The following is an 18,375-nucleotide window of genomic DNA, read 5'->3' on the forward strand; positions in this document are numbered from 1 at the left end:
TAGCCGACGAGGGCGGTGGCGCCGGCCGTGTCCGGGCGGGCGAGGACGACCGCGTCCATCACCCCGTCCAGGCCCCGCAGCGCGTTCTCGACCTCGCCCAGCTCGATCCGCTGACCACGGACCTTCACCTGATGGTCGCGACGGCCCAGGAACTCCAGCTCCCCGTCCGGGAGATAGCGCACCAGGTCACCCGTCCGGTACAGCCGACCACCCGGCACCGACCCGAACGGGTCCGGGACGAAGGCCCCCGCCGTGCGCACCGCGTCGTCCAGGTAGCCCCAGGCGACCTGGACGCCGCCGATGTACAGCTCGCCGGGAACACCCACCGGCACCGGGGCCATCCGCTCGTCGAGGACGTAGAGGGAGGTGCCGGCGATGGGCCGGCCCGCCGGGACTCCGGTGCGTTCGGGCAGGGGCGTGGCCGGTGCGAGGGTGTGGACGGCGCAGCCGACGACGGTCTCCGTGGGGCCGTACTCGTTGACGACCGTGGACGCGGGCGCGAGGGCGCGGAAGCGGTCGACGAGGACGGTGGGAAGTGCCTCGCCGCCGACGACGAAGCAGGCCTCCAGGTGGTTCAGGCCGCCCTCGGGGAGGAGCCTGCACAGGGCCTGGAGGTGGGCCGGGGTGAGCTTGACCAGGTTGGGGCGGGCCGGGCCGGTCAGCACGTCGACCAGCCCGTCCAGCGGGGCTTCCTCACCGACCAGGTGGAGGGTGCCGCCCGCGGCGAGCGGCAGCCACAGGCTGGTCACCGCGAGGTCGAAGGCGACGCTGGAGTGGACCGGGGCGACGGGGGCGCGGCCGGGCGTGTACGCGTCGGTGGCCCAGCTCAGGTAGTGGGACAGCCCGCGGTGCGGCACGACCACGCCCTTGGGGCGTCCGGTGGAGCCGGAGGTGTAGAGCACATAGGCGGCGGGGCCGGCGCCGGGCAGGTCCGCCGGGTCGGCCGGGGCCGGGGGCAGCGCCCCGGCGTCGACGAGGACCGTGTCCGCCGCGACGTGGGCGGCCTTCTCGCCGGTGCCGACGACGACGGCCGCGTGGGCGTCGCGGACCAGGGCGGCGAGCCGTTCGGCGGGCTGGGCCGTGTCCAGGGCCAGATAGGAGGCCCCGCACTTCCAGGCGCCGAGCATCGCGGCGACGAGGTCCACCGAACGGGGCAGGAGGACGCCGACGACCTGGCCGGGCCGCACGCCCGCGGCGCGCAGCGCGGCCGCGACCCGGCGGGCCTGCTCGTCGAGTGCCGCGTAGTCGGTGCGGGTGCCGTCGGGGGCGACGGCGGCGGTGTCACCGGGGCGGGCGGCGGCGTGCCGCTCGAACAGCTCCAGGGCGTCGGTGCCGTCACCGGCGGCGGGTCCCCCGCGTGCCCAGCCGGAGAGCCGCACCTGGTCCTCGACGGAGACGGTGGTCAGGGTGCGCAGCGGCCGGTCGGGGTGGTTGACGGCGTTGAGGCCGAGGGCGACCACGGCGTCCAGGAGACGTTCGGCGGTCCGCCGGGTGAACAGCTCGGTGCTGTACTCCAGAGTGAGCCGGGCACCGCCGGGATCGTCCGCCACGAACAGGGTCAGATCGAACTTGGCCGTCTCGTTGGGGAGTTCGAAGCGCTCCGCGCGCAGCCCGGGGGCGAGGTCGAAGGCGTGCGGCATGTTCTCCTCGGCGACCATCGCCTGGAACAGCGGCTGACCGGGCCGGTCCTGGCCGTGGCCGAGGGCGCGGACGACCTCCGCGAAGGGCACGTCGGCGTTGCCCAGGGCGGTGGCGAGGCGGCCCCGGACCTGGTCGAGCAGCGCGCGGAAGCCGTCGCCGCGGTCGATCTCGGAGCGGACGACGAGGGTGTTGGCGAAGAAGCCCACCAGGCCCTCGGTGCCCGTGTGGTGACGGCCCGCAGTCGGGACGCCGATCCTGATCTCGCGCTGACCGCTGTAGCGGGAGAGGGTGGCGGCGAAGGCCGTGTGGAAGGCGGCGAACAGGCCGGTGCCGCGGTCGGCGGCCAGGGCGCGGAGCTGCTCGGTGGCGCGCTCGGAGAGCACGGTGGTCACCCTGTCGCCGCGGTGCGCCGGGGTCGCGGGGCGGGGGTGGTCGGTGGGCAGGTCCAGGACGAGGTCGTCGGCGAGGTCGGCGCGCCAGTGACCGAGCTGGCGCCCGGCGACGCCCCCGGCCAGCCAGTCACGGTGCCACACGGCGAAGTCGCCGTACTGGAGGGCGGGTTCGGGGAGGGCGGGTGCCGGGCCGCCGCCGGACGTCCGTCCGGCGTAGAGGGACCGCAGTTCGGACACGATGACGCCCATGGACCAGCCGTCGGTCACGATGTGGTGCATGGCCAGCAGCAGCACATGGTCGTGCTCGGCGAGCCGGTAGAGCACCGGGCGCAGCAGCGGTCCGGCGGCGAGGTCGAAGGGGGTGGCGGCGCGGGCGGCGGCGTCCCTGCGGCACTCCTTCTCGGCGGCCTCGTGGGTCAGGTGGTCGAGACGGACGTGCTCCGTCCGCCACCCCGGCTCCGGGTGGATGAACTGGCACACCTCGCCGTCGGCGGTGCCGAAGGTGGTGCGCAGGATCTCGTGGCGCCGTCCGAGGGCCCGGACGGCGTCGTCGAGCGCGCCGGTGTCCAGCGGGCCGGTGAGGCGGACGGCCACGGGGACGTTGTAGGCGGCCGACTCCGGCTCCAGCTCGCCCAGCAGCCACAGGCCGAGCTGGCCCGGGGAGGCAGGCATGACATAGACCTGATCTGCGGACATGAGTTCCTCGCTGTTCCGTCGCACGGTGCTGCCGGGCGCTCGAAGGGTGGGGTCGGGGGCCGGCGCGGTCGGTGGCGGTGACGGGCGCGACGGCGGCTGTCGGAAGGGTGGGTGGGTGGCGGTTTCGGGTGCCCGGGGCCTCGTGTCGGGCCGCGGGTGGCGGGTGGCGGTATCGGGAGGGTGAGGGCCCGGGGCCGCGGGGGCGGGGTGGTGACCCCGGCCCCCGCGTCGCGCGGCGCCGGTGGGGGGGGGGTGGGGGCGGTCCGGCTCAGGCCGTGCGTTCCGCCGCCTCGGCCAGCGCGCGCAGCACCTCCGTCCACCGGTCGGCGAGCACGGCCGCGTCGGCCGGCGGCTCCCGGTCGCCCGCGAAGGTGAGGACGAGGGCGTCCTCCGCGCCGCGCAGCACGTCCACCCGGACCGGGAACTCGGTCTGGGCCACCGACCAGCCACGCTGTGCCAGGGGGTGCGCCGGGGCGACGGCCTCCGACACGGCCCCGAGGGACTCGTCCACGGGGTAGTTGTCGAAGACGAGGACGGACTCCAGTGCCCGGCCGCCGGTCATCGCCGCGAGTTCGGCGCAGGCGTGCTCCTCCGCCTCCAGGCGCTGGAGGTGCAGCCGGCGCACGGCCTCGGTCACGGTCTCGTCCGGCCGGAAGCGGAAGCGCACCGGCAGGGTGCTGATGAACGGGCCCACCGCCGCCTCGGCCTCGGCCGTCGCGGGCCGGCCGTTGGTCGTGACACCGAAGACGACGTCCTCGGTGCCCGCACGGTCCGCGAGCACCCGTGCCCAGGCCAGTTGCGCGAAGGTGGCGTAGGTGGTGCCCGCGCGCCGTGCCGCCCGGTCGAGGCGGTCGGTGAGCTCCGGGTCCAGCGCGCGCTGCACCTGGACCGGCCGGCCGTGGTCGCGCTCCGGGGCGGTGGCCCAGGGGCCGGCGCTGTCCGCCAGCAGCTCGTCCCAGTGGGCGAGCGCCGCGTCCCGGTCCTGGCTCTCCACCCAGGCGACGTGCTCGGAGAACGGGCGGGCGGGCGCGGCCCCGGGCTCGGTGCCGGTGGCGAACGCCTGGTAGGCGAGGAGGAGTTCCTGCCGCAGGCGCATGCAGGACCAGCCGTCGAGGACGCTGTAGTGGTGGTGCTGGACGAGGATCTGGAGCTCGTCCGCCAGCCGGTAGCGCATGATCCGGATCAGCGGCGGGCGGCCGAGGTCGAACCCGGAGAGCCGCAGCTCGTCCAGCTCGGCCAGCATGCGGCGCTCCTGCTCCGCCGCGTCCAGCCCGCGCAGGTCGCGCTCCTCGAACCAGGGCTCGACGTGGTCGGCGACGACCTGCACCGGGGTGTCGCCGTCCAGGCCCTCGTAGGAGGTGCGGAGCACGGGGTGGCGGTCGAAGAGCCACTGCCACGCCTTGTGGAAGGCGTCCTCGTCCAGCCGGCCTGGCAGGGCGAAGCCCGACTGGATGACGTACAGGCCGGGGAACGGGTGCCGGTGGGCGGTGGTGAGCATATGGCGCTGGATGGGCGCGAGCCCGTAGCGGCCCGCCGGGGCGCTGTCCGGCGCGGCGGCCGGTGCCGGCGTGCCGGTGCCCGTCGGGCGGGCGGCGGCGGACGCGTCGACGGCACGGGCGAGGTCCTCGACGGTCTGGTTCTGGAACACCATCCGGGGGGTGACGGCGAGACCGGCCGCCTGGGCCCGGGTGACCATGCGGATACAGGTCACCGAGTCGCCGCCGAGGGCGAAGAAGCCGTCCGTGGCGCCGATCCCGGTGATCCCCAGGAGTTCCTCCCAGACGCCCGCGAGCAGCAGCTCGGTGGGTGTGGCCGGGGGGCGGCCGGCGGGCCCCGGCGTCGCGGCGGGCGCGTCGGGGGCGGGGAGCCGGCCGCGGTCGACCTTGCCGTTGGGCGAGAGGGGCAGGCGCTCCAGTTCCACCAGGGCCGCGGGGACCATGTAGCGGGGCAGCCGGGCCGCCAGCCGTGCGCGGACGGCCGCCTCGTCGACCGGCCCGGCGTCCTCCTCTGTGACGACGTAGCCCACGAGCTGGCGGCGGCCGTCGGTGGTGACGGCGGCGGCGACGGCCTGGCGCACCCCGGGCTGGTCCCGCAGCGCGGCCTCCACCTCGCCCAGCTCGATGCGGTGGCCCGCGATCTTGACCTGGAAGTCGGCCCGGCCGAGGAGTTCGAGGCTGCCGTCGGGGCGGTAGCGCGCGAGGTCCCCGGTGCGGTACATCCGGTCGCCCGGGGTCCCGCTGAACGGGTTCGGCAGGAACCGGTCGGCGCTCTGCGCGGGCGCGCCGGCGTAGCCCCAGGCGAGTCCGGTCCCGCCGAGGTACAGCTCCCCCGGCACGCCCTGGGGGACGAGCCGCAGGTCGGCGTCGGTGACATAGGCCGTCTGGTTCGCCATGGGGACGCCGTAGGGGATGCTCTGCCAGCCGGGGTCGACCTGTTCGATCTCGAAGATCGTGGAGTCCATCGACGCCTCGGTCGCGCCGCCCAGGCTGATCACCCGGGCCCCCGCGGCCCGGGCGCGCAGCCGGTCCGGCAGGGCGACGGGGATCCAGTCGCCGCCGAGGAGGACGACCCGCAGGTCCGGCAGGGCCGCCACGCCGAGGTCGTCCATGCCGTCGAGCAGCAGGCCGAGGAGGGCGGGGACGGAGTGCCAGACGGTGACCCGGTGCTCCCGCATCAGGTCGAGCCAGTGGCCGGGGTCGCGGTCCCGGTCGGGGCCGGGCAGGACGGCGCAGGCGCCGGTGATCAGGGTGCCGAGGAGGTCGTACGCGGTCATGTCGAAGCCCAGGGAGGACACCGACAGCACGGCGTCACCGGGGCCGACGCGGAAACGCCGGTTGAAGTCGGTGAAGTTGTTCACCCGGCCGCGGTGGTCCAGCAGGACTCCTTTGGGCCGCCCCGTGGACCCCGAGGTGAAGATCATGTAGCAGAGGTCGTCCGCGCGGGCCGGGCAGGGCACGGGGGTGTCCGCCAGCAGGGCCAGTTCGGCGCGCACGGCCTCGTCGTCGAGCACGACCACCGGCGCGTCCACGGCCGGCAGCCGGCCCGCGACCGAGGAGGTGGTGACGACGGCCCGCACGGCGGCGTCCCGGAGCATCATGGCCAGCCGCTCGGCGGGCTGCTCGGGGTCGACGGGCAGATAGGCGGCTCCCGTGCGCAGGACGCCGAGCACGGCGGCCGGCAGCTCGGCGGTCCGTTCGACGGCCACGGCGACGACCCCGCCGGGGCCCGCGCCGCGTCCGCCGAGGAGCCGGGCGATACGGGAGGTGGTGCGGTCCAGTTCGCCGTAGGTGACGGTGCCCGAGGGCGTGCGGACCGCGGGGGCGTCGGGGCGCGCGGCGGCCTGCTCGGCGAAGAGGTCCGGCAGGGTGCGGTCCCGGGGGTACTCGGCGCCGGTGGCGTTCCACTCCAGGGCGGCGCGGCCCTCCTCCTCCGCGGTGAGCACGCCGAGGTCGGCGACGGTCGTGGCGGGCGTGTCGATCAGGGTGAGGAGGGCCTGCTCCAGGTGGGCGAGCATGCGGTCGACCCGGGGCGCGGTGAAGATCCCGGCGTCGTACTCACAGGACACCTCGATGCCGTCGGGGCCGTCCAGGAGCGAGAGGTCGAGGTCGAACTTGGCGGTGCCGTTGTGGGTGTCGAAGGTCTCCGCCTCGACCCCGGGCACCCCGATCCCGCCGCCGACGTGCTGGTACACGAACATGACCTGGAACAGCGGGTTGGCGTCCGCGCTGCGCTCGGGGCTGGTCCGGGCGACCACCTTCTCGAAGGGCACGTCCTGGTACTCGAAGGCGGCCGTGACGTCGTCCCGGATGCGGCGCAGGGCCCCGGACGCCGTGTCCGCGCCGTCGAACCGGAGCCGCAGCGCCAGGGTGTTGGCGAAGCAGCCGATGAGGTTCTCGGTGCCGTCGGCGGGGCGGTTCATCGCGGGAGTGCCGACGAGGAAGTCGTTCTTGCCGCTGTAGCGGCGCAGCACCAGGCCGAGACCGGTGAGCAGGGTCATGAACGGTGTGGCGCCCTGCTCACGCGAGAACGCGTGGATCCGGGCCGCGAGTCCGGGGGAGAGCCTGCGCCTGCGGCGGCCTCCGTCGCGGCGGGCCCCGGCCGGGCGGAGCCGGTCGGTGGGCAGGTCGAGGGAGGTGTCCGCGCCCTCCAGCCAGGCCGCCCAGAAGTCGAGTCCCTGGCCGAGGCGTTCGGTGCCCGCGGCGGACTGCTGCCAGCGGGCGTAGTCGGCGTACTGGACGGGGAGTTCGGGCAGGTCCGCCGGCCCGCCGCAGAGGGCGGCGAACTCGCGGAACAGGATCTCCACGGAGGCGCCGTCGGTGGCGATGTGGTGCACCACGACGGCCAGGACCTGGTCCTCCTCGCCGAGCCGGATCAGCACCGCGCGCACCGGGAGTTCCGCGGCGAGGTCGAAGTCGTACGCGGCCCAGCGGTCCACGATCGCGCGGGCGGCCTCCTCCCGCTCCCCGGCGGGCAGGCCGGTGACGTCCTCGGTGGCGAGGGAGAAGCCGGCGGCGTCCGGCTGGGCCACCGCGACGGGCCCGTCCGGGCCGTCCGCGTAGCGGGTGCGCAGGATGGCGTGGCGCTCCACGATCCGGCGCAGGGCGAGGTCGAAGGCGCCCGCGTTGACCGCGCCGCGCAGCCGCAGGGCCATGGGCACGTTGTAGACGCCGGAGCGTTCCGGGTCCTGCTGCCACAGGACCCAGAACTGCCGCTGGGCGGCGGACAGGGGCGCCGGTCCGTCGTCGCCGCTGCGGGTGACGCGGGGACGCCCGGCGGCGCGCCGCTCCCGCAGCAGGCGGGTGAGAAGGGCCTGCCTGGCCGGGGTGAGCCCGGCTATCCGGGTGTCGAGGTCGTTCATGCCGCGGCGCTCCCGCGTGCCTCACGCACCGAGCGGGGGGTGAGGTCGGTCCAGACCTCGGCGATGTGCGCCAGGCACTCCTCGCGGGTGCCGCTCACGCCGGTCTCGGTCCATCCGGCCGGGAGCGGGCGCTCGGTGAACCAGACGGAGTACTGCTCCTCGTGGTTGACGACGACGCGGAAGCGGACGGTGTCGCTGCTGCTCATGTGCTGCCTCACTTGGTGGTGGCGGTGGTGGCGGTGGTGGCGGTGGTGGCGGTGGATGCGAAGAAGTCGTCGACCCGGTGCCCGGTGCCGGCCGCGCGGGCACGGTCCAGCACCCAGGAGCCGACGGCCAGGTCCAGGACGCCGAGCCCGAAGGGCGAGAAGACGACGGGGCGGGAGCGGTCGATCCCGACCCGGCCGGTCAGGACGTCGGCGAGGGTGCCGGTGACGAAGTCCCGGTCCCCGCTCCGCTGCTCGGCCAGGTGCAGGGAGGTCCGCTCGCGCAGGGCGTGGTCGGTGTCGTCCGTGATGTTCTGGGCGGCGAGCACCAGCTCGGGGGCGAGGTCGCGCAGCGAGAGGTGCAGCACGAGGGGTGCGTGGTCGAGCAGGCCCGGGTCGTGGATGTGGGGTTCTCCGGCGACGGTGGTGAGGACGACGAGATCGCACTCGGTGAACGCCTGACCCGCTTCGTCGGCGACGGAGTACTCGGGGGCGCCCTCGGCGGTGATCTCCTCGCCGAAGGCGCGCGCCGCCTCGGGGTCGAGGTCGTACAGGGTGAACCCGCCGGTCTTCCACTCCAGGTCGCGCAGGAAGCGCCAGACGTGGCGGGCGATCAGGCCGGTCCCGACGATGCCGATACGGCGGGCGTCGCGCCCGCCGCTCAGGGTCTGGGCCGCGAGGACCGCGGACGCGGCGGTGCGGGTGGCGGAGATCACGGAGGACTCCAGGCAGGCGGCCGGGTAGCCCGTGTCGGGGTCGTTGAGGAGGAGGACCGCCGAGGCGCGCGGGATGCCGTGGGTGCGCGGGTTGTCGGGGTAGCTGGCGATCCACTTCAGTCCGGCGACGCCGAACTCCCCGCCCAGGTGGGCCGGCAGGGAGATGATGCGGGCCCGCGGGTTGTCGGGGAAGCGGAGGAAGCCGCTCTGCGGGTTGACGCTGTCACCGCTGTCGTGGGTGAGGTAGGCGCGCCGCACGAGGTCGACGCATTCCTCCCGGCTGCCCTCGATCTGCGCCGTGACGGCGGCCTCGGTGACGAAGGTGAGGGACGGCGGGGAATGGGGGGTGCGCTCGGGCACGGGGTTCCTTTCGTACGGGCGGGGCGGCACCGTTTGTGGGCGGCGCGGAAGTGCGTGGCGGTGCGGGAAGTGCGTGGTCGTGCGTGGCGGTGCGGGGAGTACGTGGGGTGCGGGCGGCGGCCGGGGTCAGACGGCCGCCGCGACGCCCTGCGGGACGGGGAGGCCGGGGACGGCCGGCGCGCGGGGCGGGACGGCGGCCCGGTGCGGGGCGAGGGTGCGCTCCACCCAGGCGGGGTCGTAGACGGTCCGCGCGTAGGGCACACCGCGGTCGGCGCAGAGGAAGACCGTGGTGGGCCGCCGTCCGGCGGGAGGCGGGTTGTCGATGAAGTACCGGTTCATCGCGGCGTAGACGCTGCCGGTCGACCCGCCCGCGAACAGGCCGTGCTCCTCGTACAGGGCGCGGCAGCCGAGGACCGTCTCGTACTCGCTGACGCGGACGACGTCGTCGATGACGGCCTTGCCCACCAGTGGGGGCACGATGCTCGACCCAAGTCCGGGGATGTAGCGCCGGCCCGGCTCCCCGCCGAGGGCGACCGAGCCGAGGACGTCCACGGCGACGACGTTGACACCGGGGAACTGGTGCTTCACCCGCTGGGACAGACCGGCGATGGTGCCGCCGGTGCCGACGCCGACGAAGAGGTGGTCGATGTGCGACAGCGCGCCGCTCAGCTCACCGCCCGTCAGTTCGTAGTGGGCGTCCGCCGCGTCGAGGTTGGCGTACTGGTTGGTCCAGTAGACGTCTCCGATCTCGTCGCACAGTTCGGCGACGCGGGCCAGCCGGGCCGGCAGGAAGCCGTCGCGGCCGGGGTCCATGATCTTCTCGACGCGCTCGCAGCAGGAGCGCAGGACCGCCTCGGTGAGCGCGTTGCAGTTGGCGTCGATGACGGGGACGAAACGGATGCCGAGCGAACGGCAGAACGCGGCGAGGGAGGAGGCGAAGTTCCCCGACGAGGACTCGACCACGGTGGTGCGTTCGGTGATCTCGCCGCGTTCGACCGCCTTCTTGAGGATCCAGTAGGCGGAGCGGTCCTTGGTGCTGCCGTTGGGGTTGGCGTACTCCAGCTTGGCGAAGAGGCTCATCCGGTCGTCCGGCAGGGACAGCAGCGGGGTGTGTCCGACGGAGGCGCCGATCATCTCCAGGCGCTTGGCCAGGGCGTTCACGAGCGGCCCCCCGGAAGGTAGCGCGGCAGCGGGAACTGGGCGGCCAGCTTCTCCACCTCGGCGCGCAGCCCGGCGGCGGTGAACTCGTCCAGGGTGAAGTCCCGTTCCCCGACCGGGCGCATGGCCGTGAGGACGGAGTGGATGATGCGGGCGCAGACCCGCATCTCGGCGGGACCGAGACCGCGCTGGGCGACGGCGTTGGTGCCGATGCGCACACCGCTGGTGACCGTGGCCGGCCGGCTGTCGCCGGGGATGCGGTTCTTGTTGACGACGATGCCGATGGACTCCAGGGCGCGTTCGGCGGCGATGCCGCTGACGCCGTCGCGGGTCAGGTCGAGCAGGACGATGTGGTTGTCGCTGCCGCCGGTCACCACGTCGTGGCCGAGCGCCGTCAGCTCGGCGGCCAGGGCGGCGGAGTCGTCCAGGATGCGCTGCGCCGTGGCCCGGTAGGAGTCGGTCGCGGCGAGGGCGAAGGCGCGGGCCTTGGCGGCGATCGCGGGCAGGACCGGGGCGCCCTGGAAGAAGGGGAAGACCGCGCGGTCCAGGGTTTTGGCGATGGTGCGGCCGGTGCCGGGGAGCACGGTGTCCGCGTCCCGCCCGGACAGGATGATCCCGCCGCGCGGTCCGGCGAGCTGCTTGTGCGTGCAGGTCGTGGTGATGTGGGCGTGGTCGACCGGGCTGGGGTGCAGTCCCGCGGCGACCAGGCCGGCGATGTGCGAGATGTCGGCCATCAGCAGGGCGCCGACGCTGTCCGCGATGGCGCGGAAGCGGGCGAAGTCGACGGTCCGCGGGTACGCGGTCGCGCCACAGACGATCAGCTTGGGCCGGTGGGCCTCGGCGAGGGCGGCGACCTCCTCGTAGTCGATCCGGCCGTGCTCGTCGAGGCCGTAGTTGACGGCGGTGAAGTACGTGCCGGAGTAGGCGACGCCGTAGCCGTGGGTGAGGTGGCCGCCGTGGTTGAGCCGCATGCCGAGGACGACGTCACCCGGGTCCATCAGGGCGGAGAGCACGGCGTAGTTGGCGGTGGTCGCCGAGTGCGGCTGCACATTGGCGTACCGGGCGCCGAACAGGGCCCGGGCGCGGTCGACGGCCAGTTGCTCGATGGGGTCGATCGCCTCGCAGCCCGCGTGGTAGCGGGCGCCGGGGTACCCCTCGGCGGTGACGTTCATGGAGGAGGTGGCGAGGCAGGCCAGGACCGACGGGTCGGTGACGGAGGAGGAGGCGACCAGCATCAGCGAGTTCTGCTGGCGGGCGTTCTCCTGCTCGATGGCGGAGACGAGGTCCTCGTCGTCCGCCACCAGCAACCGGGCCGCGTGGCGGGCGAATTCTTCGGTGGCGAGCATGATCGGGCAGCTCCTTGGGCGGAGTCGGGTGTGCGCACGGGCACGCAGGGGTGGCCCGTGTGGTCACGGACGGGTGCGAATCGGGTGCGGGCGCGAGGACGGGTGCGGGCGCGAGGACGGGTACGGGAGCCGTGCGGGAGGGTCAGACCTTCTGCGGCACGGGCGCCGGCGCGGGCCGGGGCGCGGCGGGCGGCTCCGGCACCGGGTCCAACGGGGTGGGGTCGCCGTCGCGGCGGATGACCAGGCCCGGAAGACAGGTGGTGAGCAGGGCCATCACGACCATCATGGTGTACATCTGCCGGCTCAGCAGGCCCAGTTGGACGCCGATGTCGAGGACGATCAGCTCGGTCAGCCCGCGCATGTTCATCAGCAGGCCGAGCGTGCCGCTCTGCTGCCAGGACAGCCCGAACAGCCGGGCCGGCGCGATGGTGCCGAGCAGCTTGCCGCCGCAGGCGACGAGGAGGACGAGCAGCATCTCGACCGTGTTGCCGGCGGACAGGGTCCGCAGGTCGATGGACATGCCCACCACGATGAAGAAGACCGGCAGCAGGAAGGTCGCCACCTGCTCGATGGGTTCCAGCGCGTGCTTCTGGACCATGGGCTTGACCGGCCGGGGCATGCAGAGGCCGAAGACGAAGGCGCCGAAGATGGCGTGCACGCCGATCCACGTCGTGGCGCACGCGGAGAGGAACACCCCGGCGCCCACCACGGCCGAGAGGTACGGCGCCCCGCCGCCCGCGCTCATCCGCTCCACCAGGCGCCCGAGCAGCGGCCGGACGGCCAGGGCCATCACCGCGAGGAAGAGCAGCAGCCAGCCGGCCATCGCGGCCACACCGAGCATCGACCCGGCGGTCACGACGACCACCACCACCGCGAGCACACACCAGGCGACGGCGTCCCCGAAGGCGGCGCAGGCCAGGGCCATCACGCCCACCGGCGAGTGCTGCATCCGCCGGTCCGCCAGGAACTTCGCCAGCACCGGGAACGCGGTGATGGACATGACCACGCCGATATAGAGGGCGAACGGCACCTGCGCCACGCGCTCACCGTCCACCACACCGTGCTCGCGGTAGAGCAGCAGCGCCAGCGGCAGCCCGAGCAGGAACGGTACGGCGGTCGCCGACACCGAGACGCCCACGACGACGCGCCGACGCCCCTGCAGCAGACCGGCGTTGAACTCCCAGCCGATGAGGAACACGAACAGCACCACGCCCACCTGGGCGAGCACGGACAGGTAGGGGCGCACCTCGGTCGGGAACAGCACCTCCGTGGGATTCCCCGGGAGGAGGCCGAGCAGGGACGGGCCCAGCACCAGGCCCGCGAAGATCTCTCCGACGACGGCGGGCTGCCGTGCCCGGATCGCCAGCCGCCGCAGCACCACGCCGGCGATCAGGATGACCGCGGTGCCCGCCATCACCATCGTCGTGATGGTCTCACCCTCTGTTCCGGGGCCGGCCATGGCCCGCACCACCTCTCTGTCTGGGAATGTCCGGGCCGTGGCGGCCCGTCGCGGTCTCGGGGCGCCGGCGTCCGCGGGCGGCGGACGCCGGCACGCGTCAGGCGCCGGGAGCGCTCCGCGCGTAGCGGGCGCGGGGCAGGGCCACGGGGCCGGCGTGAGCCGCCGGGGCCGCCACGGTCTGCCCCGCGTCCAGCAGTTCCTGGACGCAGCGGGCGGCGCCGCGGGCGGTCGGCTCGTGGAAGAAGGCGTTGAGGTCGATCTCCACGCCGTGCCGTTCGCGCAGCCGGGCCGTGAGCCGGATGGCCAGCAGCGAATGGCCGCCGATGTCGAAGAAGTCGTCGTCCGCCGCGACCTCCGGCACGCCCAGCACCTCGGCGAGCAGGGTGGTGATCTCCCGCTCCAGGGGCGTCAGTCCGTCCGTGGCGCCCGCCGCCCGGGCCGCCGCTCCGGCGGGCGGCTCGGGCAGCGCGGCCCGGTCGATCTTCCGGTTGGGGTTCTTCGGCAGTTCCGCCAGGCGCAGCAGGACCGGGGGGATCATGTACCGCGGCAGCCAGTCCGTCAGGTACCCGGCCAGCTCCCGCGGGGACGGCGTCCCGGCGTAGTACCCGACGAGGCGCTTGTGTCCGGCGCTCTCGTCGACCACGGTCAGCGACTCCCGCACCCCGGGGTGGGCGAGCACGGCGGAGTCGATGTCGCCCAGTTCGATCCGGTAGCCGCGGATCTTGACCTGGAAGTCGATCCGCCCGAGGAAGTCCAGGGTCCCGCCCGGCAGCCAGCGCACCTGGTCGCCCGTGGCGTACATCCGCGCGCCCGGCTCGTCGCCGAACGGGTCGGGCAGGAAGACGCCCGCGGTCTGCGCGGGCCGGCCGAGGTAGCCGCGTCCGAGGCCGTCCCCGCCGATGAAGAGCTGACCCGGCACACCCACCGGCACCGGACGCAGCCACGCGTCCAGCACGTACACGCGGGTGTTCGCGATCGGCCGGCCGATCGGCACCCGCCAGGTGCCCTCGGGCACCTCGCGGACCTCGAAGGTGGCGGCGATGCTGGTCGACTCGGTCGGCCCGAAGTCGTTGATGAGGAGCGGCCCGCCGAGGTCGACGACCTCCCTGGCCCGCTTCGGGTCCATGGTGTCGCCGCCGACGACGAGTTCCCGGGCGCCGGCGAAGACCGTCGGGTCGTAGGCGGCGACCTCCGTGAACAGGGGCGTCGCGAAGACGACGGTGTCCGCGCGGGCCTCGCGCAGGGCCTCCCCCAGCCGGGGCGGGTTGAGGACGGTCGCCTGGTCGAACCCGTGCAGGACCGCGCCGTTCAGCACGGCGCCCCAGATCTCCAGGGTGGCGGCGTCCCAGGCGGCGTTGGAGATCTGCGCCATCCGGTCGCCGGGCTCGATGCGGACGAAGTTGGTGTCCCGCACCAGCCGGATCACGTTGCGGTGGGTGATGCAGATGCCCTTGGGCCGGCCGGAGGACCCCGAGGTGTACATCACGTAGAGCAGGGAGCCGGGCACGGTCCCCGGGTCGACGGCCGCGTCGTGGGCGGGGTCCCCGGCGACCTCGGGTCCCATGAAGGCGTCGACGGAGACCACCGGAGCGTCCCACTCCATGCCCGCGGGCCGGTCGCCGGAGGGGGTCAGCAGGACCGCGGGCCGTGCCTCGTCGAGGATCTGCCTCAGCCGCCGCGGGGGGTGGCCAGGGTCGAGGGGCAGATAGGCGCCGCCCGCCTTCACCACGGCCAGCATGGCGACGACGACCGCCGGGTCCCGGTCCACGTGCAGACCGACCAGGGTCTCCGGGCCGACGCCCAGGTCCCGCAGCCGGGCGGCCAGGGCGTTGGCGCGGCGGTCCAGCTCCCGGTAGGTGCTGCGGTGTTCGCCGTACACGAGGGCGGGAGCGTCCGGGGTCCTGCGGACGTGCTCGGCGAACAGCTCGGTCAGCGTGCTCTCGCGCGGGTAGCCGGTGGCGGTCTCGTTCCAGGAGGCGACGTCGCGCTCCTCGGCGGCCGAGGCGTTCGGCAGCAGCCGCAGCGGCTCGTCCGGTGCGGCGGACACCTGGGCCGCGAGGGCCCCGAAGTGGGCGGCGAACCGTTCCACCGTCTGACGGTCGAACAGATCGGTGCAGTAGGTGATCACGCCTTCGAGGGCGCCGTCCGTCTCGCCGAGGGTCATCCCCAGGTCCGTCTGGGCACTGTGGCGGGCCACCGCCACGGACTCCACGTCGAGACCGCCGAGGCGGGTACGGACCCCGCCCCGGCCGGTCTGGAGGGCGCCGAGGCCCTCAAGTCCCGCCAGATGGGCGTTGGTCAGGCTGAACATGACCTGGTAGCCGGGCGACCGGGAGGCGTCGCGCTGGAGTCCCAGGCGGCGCACCAGCTCGGGGAAGGGCATCTCCTGGTGGGCCAGCGCGCCGACCACGGCCTGCCGGGTCTCACGCACCCGCTGGGCGAAGGTGGCCTCCTCCGTCACCGTGGCACGGACGAGGAGGGGGTTGACGAAGTAGCCGATCACCCGCTGCAGGGCGGCGTCGTGACGTCCTGAGCCGGGCACGCCGACCAGGAAGTCGTCCTGCCCGGTGAAGCGGTGCAGCAGGACCTGGAAGACGGACAGCAGGGTGACGAAGAGGGTGGTGTCCTCGGCCTCCGCCCGCCGGCGCAGCTCCCGGGTGACGGCCGGGTCCAGGGTGAAGGTCACCGTGTCGCCGCGCAGGCTCTGCACGGGCGGCCGGGGCCGGTCGGCGGGGAGTTCCAGGACCGGCTCGCAGCCGGCGAGGGCCGTGTCCCAGTACTCCCGCAGGCGTTCGCCGCGCGGGGACTCCAGCAGGCGCTGCCGGCGGGCGGCCGACGCGGGGTGGGCGGCTTCCGGCGGCTCGGGCAGGGCGGGGCCCCGGCCCGCCTCATGGGCGAGGAGCCGGGCCAGTTCCTCCGTCAGCAGTGCCATGGACCACATGTCGGCGGCCACATGGTGCAGCGTCAGCGACAGCACGTCGCCGTCCGCGCGGCGGAGCAGGAGGGCGCGCAGCACATGGCCCTCGTCGAGGGCGAACGGGCTCTCGGCGCTCCTCTCCAGCCGGGCGGCGAGGGTGTCGTCGTCCCACGCGCGGGCGTCCTCGACCGTGAAGTCGGCGGTCCGGGAGGGGAGCACGGTCTGGTAGGGCTCGCCGTCCGCCCAGCGCAGGGCGGTGCGCAGCACGGGATGCCGGTCGACGAGCTGCTGGAAGGCGCGGCCGAGGGCGTCCGGAGCGACGGGCGACAGCAGCCGCACGGCCACCGAGATGTGGAGGGCGGAGGTGCCGGGGTGCTGCTGCTCCAGGAAGACCATGGACTGCTGGCTGGGCGCCAGGGGCAGCCGGCCGTCCGGGGCGGGGGGTGCGGTGTCACCGGTGCTGCCGGTGGGCCCCGCGTGTCCGGCGTCCCCCGCGTCCCCGGTGGCTCCCGGGGCGCGGACCGGCGCGGCGGGGGCGGTGAGGGTCAGGGCGTCGACACAGGCTCCGGCGAGCAGTTCCTCCAGGGAGAGTTCCACGCCCGTCGCCTCGGCGACGGCCGCCTGCAGCTCCACCGCGGCGAGCGAGTCCAGGCCCTGGGCGACCAGCGGCGCCGCCGGGTCCACCCGGACGCCGAGCCGGCGGCCGGCGAGCCCGGTGACCACGGCGCGCAGGTCACCGCCGCCGGCCGGGTCCGTGGTCGCGTCCGCCACCGGGGCGGAGGGTGCCGAGGAGGGTGCCGTGGCCGTGGCCGGGGCAGTGTCCGACCGGTGTGCGACCTTCATCGCGCCCTCGGCGAGGGCCGCCCGCGCCGCCGAGCGCTGGATCTTGCCGCTCGTGGTGCGGGGGATCACGCCCGGCCGTACGAGGACGACCGACCCGGGGGTGACGCCGTGGTCCCGGACCAGGGCCGCGCGGACGGCGCCGACCACCTCCTCGGCCTGCTCGGTCACATGGCCGTGGGCCGTCTCCAGGACGAGGCAGACCTCCTCGCGCCCGTTCCGCTCCACGCCGAAGGCGGCGGCCCCGCGCCGCAGCGTGGCGTGGGCGGCGAGCGCGGTGGTCTCCAGGTCCTGCGGGTAGTGGTTGCGGCCCCGGACCACGATGAGGTCCTTGCTGCGGCCGGTGACGTACAGGCGGCCGTCGCTCAGGAACCCGTAGTCGCCCGTGCGCAGATAGGAGCGCGTGTCGCCGGGGAGCACGGCGCCGAAGGTCCCGTCCGGGACGGGACGGCCCCAGTAGCCGTCCGCGACGTTCTCGCCGCACACCCAGATCTCGCCGACGGTTCCGGGAGCGCAGGCCGCACCCCGCTCGGCGTCGGCGACGACCACGTCCAGCGCCTCGGCAACCGGTCCGCAGTCGACGACCGGGAGACCGCCGGGCGCGGGCTCGGGGCGCCGGCCGGGACCGAGGCTGTCCGCGTCGAAGGTCCGGGCGACCTCTTCCCCGCCCACCCGGCGGCCGGAGACCATGAGGGTCGCCTCGGCCAGGCCGTAGCAGGGGAAGAACGCCTCACGGCGGAAGCCGGACGGCGCCATCCGCTCGGCGAACCGCTCCAGCGTCGAGGCGCGCACCGGCTCCGCGCCGTTGAAGGCGACCCGCCAGCGCGACAGGTCGAGCCCCGCCAGCCGCTCCGCCGGGATGCGGTCCACGCACAGGTCGTAGGCGAAGTTGGGGCCGCCGCTGATCACCGCGCCCTGCTCGGACATCAGCTCCAGCCACAGCAGCGGGCGGGTGATGAACGCGGTCGGGGAGAGCAGGGTGGCGGGCGCACCCGCGTAGACGGGCTGGAGGATGCCGCCGATCAGCCCCATGTCGTGGTACGGCGGCAGCCAGCTGACCACCCCCGTGTCCGGGCCGGAGCCGAAACGCTCCTGGATCTGGGCGGAGTTGACGACCAGGTTCCGGTGCGTCACCCGTACACCGCGCGGCGTGCCGGTGGAGCCGGAGGTGTACTGGAGGAAGGCGACGCCGTCGCCGTCGACGTCCGGCCGCCGCCAGCCGTCCGGGTCCGGGAGTTCGCCGTCCACCGAGAGCAGCACCAGCCCCGGTGCGCCCAGTTCGGCGGTCAGTTCGGCGCCGCGCCCGAGATCGGCGCCGGGCACCAGCGCCGCGGCGGGCGCCGAGTCGGCCAGCACGGCGAGGTGCCGGGCGGAGTACTTGCCGCCGCTGGGCGGATACAGCGGGACGGCGACGGCCCCGGCGTACAGGCAGCCGAGGAACGCCGCGACGTAGTCCAGGCCGGGCGGCAGCAGCACCAGGACCCGTTCCCCGGCCAGACCCCGCTCCGCCAGCATCGCGCCCACCGACCGCGCCCGGGCGTCGAGCGCCGGGAAGGTCAGCGACGGGCGCTCCGCCCGGTCGGGGCTGACGAAGGTGTAGGCCGTGCCGTCGCTCAGGGCGGCGCGCTCGGTCACCACGTCCACGAAGGTCGGGGCGAGCCGCACGGCGCGGTCCACCGGCGGGGCCGTCTTGTCCAGCAGATCCATGGCAGGGGCTTCCTCACGCGGTCATGACGCGGTCGTTACGCGGTCGTTCGGGTGGGCACGGGCGCACGGCGGAGCACACGCC

8 protein-coding genes are annotated in these 18,375 nt (G+C 74.6%); all 8 read right to left on the reverse strand.

Annotation, left to right across the window (positions count from 1 at the left end):
- On the reverse strand, positions 1 to 2,729 hold a 2,729-nt coding region (locus C593_RS28665; RefSeq protein ID WP_037744682.1), incomplete at its 3' end, for an amino acid adenylation domain-containing protein.
- 268 nt (positions 2,730 to 2,997) lie between these two features.
- On the reverse strand, positions 2,998 to 7,587 hold the full coding sequence (locus C593_RS0102695) for a non-ribosomal peptide synthetase (protein WP_018845772.1): 4,590 nt from the start codon (positions 7,585 to 7,587) through the stop codon (positions 2,998 to 3,000).
- Positions 7,584 to 7,793, reverse strand: coding sequence for an MbtH family protein (locus C593_RS0102700; RefSeq protein ID WP_018845773.1), 210 nt, complete (start codon positions 7,791 to 7,793; stop codon positions 7,584 to 7,586). Before C593_RS0102700 ends, C593_RS0102695 begins: the two co-directional genes overlap by 4 nt.
- A gap of 8 nt (positions 7,794 to 7,801) precedes the next feature.
- Complete coding sequence (sbnB, locus tag C593_RS0102705; protein WP_018845774.1) at positions 7,802 to 8,866, reverse strand: 2,3-diaminopropionate biosynthesis protein SbnB; 1,065 nt, start codon at positions 8,864 to 8,866, stop codon at positions 7,802 to 7,804.
- A gap of 126 nt (positions 8,867 to 8,992) precedes the next feature.
- The gene (sbnA, locus tag C593_RS28670; protein WP_018845775.1) at positions 8,993 to 10,027 is read right to left on the reverse strand and encodes a 2,3-diaminopropionate biosynthesis protein SbnA; all 1,035 of its coding nucleotides are present in this window, start codon (positions 10,025 to 10,027) and stop codon (positions 8,993 to 8,995) included.
- The gene (locus C593_RS0102715) at positions 10,024 to 11,370 is read right to left on the reverse strand and encodes a serine hydroxymethyltransferase (RefSeq protein ID WP_018845776.1); all 1,347 of its coding nucleotides are present in this window, start codon (positions 11,368 to 11,370) and stop codon (positions 10,024 to 10,026) included. Before C593_RS0102715 ends, sbnA begins: the two co-directional genes overlap by 4 nt.
- A 142-nt stretch (positions 11,371 to 11,512) precedes the next feature.
- The gene (locus tag C593_RS0102720) at positions 11,513 to 12,829 is read right to left on the reverse strand and encodes a cation:proton antiporter domain-containing protein (RefSeq protein ID WP_018845777.1); all 1,317 of its coding nucleotides are present in this window, start codon (positions 12,827 to 12,829) and stop codon (positions 11,513 to 11,515) included.
- A gap of 97 nt (positions 12,830 to 12,926) precedes the next feature.
- Positions 12,927 to 18,293 carry a non-ribosomal peptide synthetase gene (locus C593_RS0102725; RefSeq protein ID WP_018845778.1) on the reverse strand — a complete coding sequence of 1,789 codons (5,367 nt, stop codon included), beginning with the start codon at positions 18,291 to 18,293 and terminating at the stop codon, positions 12,927 to 12,929.
- Between the last annotated feature and the right edge of the window lie 82 nt (positions 18,294 to 18,375).

Source organism: Streptomyces sp. CNT372 (assembly GCF_000377145.1).